Below are 3,138 nucleotides of genomic sequence, written 5' to 3'. Positions count from 1 at the left end.
TAAAGCTGTAGACCTGAGTGTCTTATGCTCTAGCGGCGAAGTGGACACGCCTCAAAGAATAAGGATTGCTTGAAGCAGTCAAACTTCTTTGGAAGCCCCCACTTCAAATTTTCGCTAGAAAATTAAGTGGGGGTAGTTCACTGAATATTCCGTTTATCGCAGCCGCAGGCGATGCAGTGTTTTCCAATTTAGCGCTCATTTTCGCCATCGGCGTGGCGATCGGTTTTTCGAAAGACGGCAACGGCGCCGCCGCTCTGGCCGGCGCGATCGGTTACTTTGTCTTGACAAAAGGGGCCGCCGCGATTGATAAAGACATCAATATGTCTGTGTTGGGCGGCATCAATGAATTAAAAAAATGCAAAACCGTTTGTTTGCTCCCTGTTATTGAGACAAAAACGAAAGGGAGGAAAGCGGACATGTCATTTGTTCCATGCACGACTGCCATTTATGCATTTAGCAAAAACCACCAACCGGTTCGAACAGTCCAGTCAGGGGAAACGTTTGTCATCGAAACGTACGACTGTTTCCAAAATCAAATTACTTCAAGTGAAACGTCGTTTGACTCGATCGATTGGAATCATATCAATCCGGCGACCGGACCGATCTATATTGAAGGGGCGGAACCCGGTGACATTTTAGCGGTAAAAATTGAACAGATTCGCCTCAAAGGACAGGGGGTCATGACTGTCGGACCAGGGCTCGGGGTGCTTGGAGACCGGATTCCGCAGTTTGAAGCAAAAATGATTCCAGTAGAAGAAAACCGGGCTATATTTGACGAGCATCTTTCTATTCCATTAAATCCAATGATTGGCGTCATCGGGGTAGCGCCGAGCGGTGAGGATGTGTCGTGCGGGACGCCCGGGCCGCATGGAGGCAATATGGATACAAAGCTCATTACAACAGGAGCAACCGTTTATTTTCCTGTATTTGTAAAAGGTGCATTGTTTGCATTGGGTGACTTGCATGCGGCGATGGGGGACGGCGAAATCGGTGTGTCTGGAATTGAAATTCCAGGGGAAGTGACGGTTACCGTCCGGGTGATGAAAGGATATTCGCTCAACCATCCACTGTTGCAAAACGATGATGGCATTGCGACGATCGTCTCGGCCAAAACATTGGATGAAGCGGTCAAACAGTCGGTTGCGGAAATGGTTGATTTGCTGTTGCCGCATACTCCGTTGACGCTGAACCATTTGACGATGGTGCTCAGCGCTGCCGGTCAGACACAAATCAGCCAAGTCGTTGACCCGCTCGTCACGGCGCGTTTCTTTGTACCGCGATTTGTGCTTGAAGCGTATGGCATCCGCCTGTTTGAGGATTGAGGAGGGAACGGCGATGGCGCAACTTGAAACGAACACATCGGTTGAGTCGCTCGGTTATAAACAGGAATTAAAACGGTCGCTCACATTTGTTGATTTGTTGATTTACGGGATGGTGTTTATGGTGCCGATCGCCCCTTTTGGCATTTACGGGTATGTAGCGCAAGGGTCAAAAGGGATGGTCGCCTTAGCATACTTAATCGGAATGGTGGGGATGATTTTCACTGCCCTGAGCTACGCTAGAATGGCCGAAGCGTTTCCAATCGCTGGTTCCGTGTATTCCTACGCCCAGCGGGGAATGAATATGTCGGTTTTATGGCAGGGTGGGGCATTTTGCTTGATTACATTTTCGTTCCGGCTCTTCTCTATTCTCGTTAGTGATAAATTATTTTTTGCACAAACAAAAGAGCAACGATTACATCAATCATTTCTTGTTCCCGCTTATCGGCTTTATCATCATCGGTTATGTGTGGGTCAATCTTGACCCGCTCAGCAAAAAGCTCGGATTGATTTGGATCGCGATTGGACTCGTTTACCTGATCTTTTTGCGGCTCACGAACAAAGACTCCCGTCTAAGCGGGGAACTGTAGTCGCTTGTAAGGCCTGACGCCGTCATAAAAGGCGTTGGGTCTTTGATTTTTAGAGGCGATGAAACGTTTTTCCGATCTCGACGTATTACATAGATGAGAGGTATGAGATTACGGCGCCTTGTTAAGGCAAAACGCCGTTCATCCGCCAATAGGCGGGCGCCGATAAAACGTGGAAGGAGCCGGAGGAACATGAGCATGTTTGGAAAAGTCGCCGCCGATGTGCTTGGGTTAAGCGACATCGGTTCGGTCATTCAGCCGAAAGACTATGACAAAGTCGATGCCGATGATTATGTGATGCACGAGGATGGGGAGAAAATCTATTTTCTTATCAAATCAAAATCGGATGAGTATTGCTTCACCAACCGCGCGCTCATTCATTTGGACGGCACGAGCGCCGCGAGCAAAAAACGGACGCTGCGCCGCTACGATTACTACAAGCATCCGATTTCCGACGTATCGCTCGAAACGGCCGGGACGGTCGATTTGGATGTGGAAATTAAATTTAAAATTGGACCGCATTCCTACTCCATTGATGTGCATAAAAAGCATATTGAGGAACTGAAAGATTTGTATAAATCGCTGTTGGCGATCGCGGAGATTTGCCATGAAAACGAAACGAAGTTCCACTATGCGGAGCGGAGTTTGGAACTGGCGGCCAAGGTGTTGGCCAACATGCGCGGTGACGGCGCCAATGTATCGGCGGATTTTCAAGCCGTGAATGAATACGCTTTTCGCTGGCTGACGGAAGCGAAAAAGAACTATACGGTGAAGGATTTCGGCTTTGTGTTTGACAAATATATTCAACAGTGACGAGATGAAGGTTGTATCGGGGAAAGACGCCGTGCCAGAGGTGGGGCGTCTTTCCTAATTTTTTTAGCGACATATGGAAAAGGAACGTTTCTCCGCAGCCGGAAGAAACTCAAAAGATGAGGTTTGTGGGAATCGATGAATAGGCAACATGGCGGCATTTGACATCGCGGAGCTCGATGCAACGGCGCATGCGGCGTTCCGTACAAAACACGGACACTGGAGCCGAGCTGCCTGACCGCAAAAGTGATCGATGACCGCCTGCCGCCAGCCCACTGTAAAAGTGTGAGTAAAATATTTGTGGGTGACATTCAGGAATGATTCCCCGACGAGGGTTGCGAACTTTTGTTCGCGACGCTCGTCGGGGCCACCAAGCGAAGCGCGGTAGAAAAAAGCAAATGTCATGCAAAAAGGACTCTCTC

The 3,138-nt window shown here is 48.9% G+C and carries 4 protein-coding genes and 2 pseudogenes; 5 read left to right on the top strand and 1 reads right to left on the bottom strand.

Annotated elements, in window-relative coordinates:
- Positions 1 to 65: 65 nt before the first annotated feature.
- The 5 genes and pseudogenes from IKE44_RS09555 to IKE44_RS09540 all read left to right on the top strand — a co-directional run.
- Positions 66 to 290, top strand: a pseudogene (locus tag IKE44_RS09555) (PTS transporter subunit EIIC); the annotation flags it as partial.
- 126 nt (positions 291 to 416) lie between these two features.
- Complete coding sequence (locus IKE44_RS09550) at positions 417 to 1,322, top strand: acetamidase/formamidase family protein (RefSeq protein ID WP_049624487.1); 906 nt, start codon at positions 417 to 419, stop codon at positions 1,320 to 1,322.
- Between the two features lie 13 nt (positions 1,323 to 1,335).
- Positions 1,336 to 1,688 (top strand): annotated as a pseudogene (locus IKE44_RS09545) (APC family permease); the annotation flags it as partial.
- 23 nt (positions 1,689 to 1,711) lie between these two features.
- Entirely contained in the window at positions 1,712 to 1,909 is a 198-nt protein-coding gene (locus IKE44_RS13855) for a hypothetical protein (RefSeq protein WP_375153660.1), read from the top strand.
- Positions 1,910 to 2,104: 195 nt separating this feature from the next.
- Positions 2,105 to 2,719, top strand: a complete 615-nt coding sequence (locus IKE44_RS09540) for a PH domain-containing protein (protein ID WP_049624488.1) — start codon at positions 2,105 to 2,107, stop codon at positions 2,717 to 2,719.
- Positions 2,720 to 2,782: 63 nt separating this feature from the next.
- Here the strand turns inward: IKE44_RS09540 and IKE44_RS09535 are convergent.
- Positions 2,783 to 3,138, bottom strand: a 356-nt coding sequence (locus IKE44_RS09535; protein ID WP_287465734.1) for a hypothetical protein, incomplete at its 5' end; no start/stop codon positions are given.

The organism is Geobacillus sp. (assembly GCF_017515625.1).
GTDB classification, from domain to species: domain Bacteria; phylum Bacillota; class Bacilli; order Bacillales; family Anoxybacillaceae; genus Geobacillus; species Geobacillus stearothermophilus.
This window is presented reverse-complemented; position numbering and strand designations above follow the sequence as displayed.